The sequence below is a fragment of the Streptomyces tateyamensis genome, from assembly GCF_003205575.1.
Taxonomy (GTDB): Bacteria; Actinomycetota; Actinomycetes; order Streptomycetales; family Streptomycetaceae; genus Kitasatospora; species Kitasatospora tateyamensis.
This window is the reverse complement of record NZ_PYBW01000255.1, coordinates 1-701: the sequence shown is the minus strand read 5'-3', so window position 1 is coordinate 701 and position 701 is coordinate 1. Positions and strand designations below refer to the sequence as shown.

1 protein-coding gene is annotated in these 701 nt (G+C 71.2%); it reads right to left on the bottom strand.

From position 1 onward, the window contains the following. Positions 1-701 (bottom strand): transposase (locus C7C46_RS33205; protein WP_181442675.1); only part of this gene is annotated, 701 nt, incomplete at both ends.

Genomic DNA, 701 nt, shown 5'->3' with positions numbered 1-701 from the left:
CGATGCCGTAGTCCTCCTGGATCTCGCCGTCCTGGCGGAGGGAAGCCTCCCACGCCGTTGCGGGGAGCTTGGCGATGGCCTTCTCGTCGTCCTGGGTGATGGTCCAGCCGACCAGGTAGCGCACGGTGCGGCGGGCGGTGTTCAGCGCCTCCAGATGCTCCAGCAGGTCGTGGGTCGCGCCCGCACCGTCGACCCTGACCAGGATCTTCGCCTGCGAGGAGCGCGGGATCTGCCGCAGCGCGGCGGTCAGTACCCCGATGTGGTCGACCACCGTGTTCGACCCGGCGTTACCGGGCCGCAGCAGCATCGACAGCGACTCCTGCGTGTTCGCGCACCAGCACGCGAGCGGGTGGAAGCCCCACGTCTTCTTGAAGGTCACCGCGGCCCCGGTCTTGTTCGAGGCGGCCAGGATGATCGTGGCGTCGATGTCGATGACGATCCACCCGGTCAGCCGCTTGCCCGCCACCACCAGCCACGGGAACCCGCCCGGCCGCAGCGCGAGCAGTCCCCACACGTGGCGGCGCACCCGCGCGCGGGCCTTCGCGATCCGGTGCAGCGCTCTCTCGTCCAGCGCGGCCAGGGCACGGTGGACGGTGGAGTCCGACGCCGGCATCCCGAGCAGGGCGGTGTGGTGGGCCTGCAACTGCTCGGCCTCGGACAGGTTCTTCGCGCCGAGCACGATGGCGCCCGCCAGGCCGAGC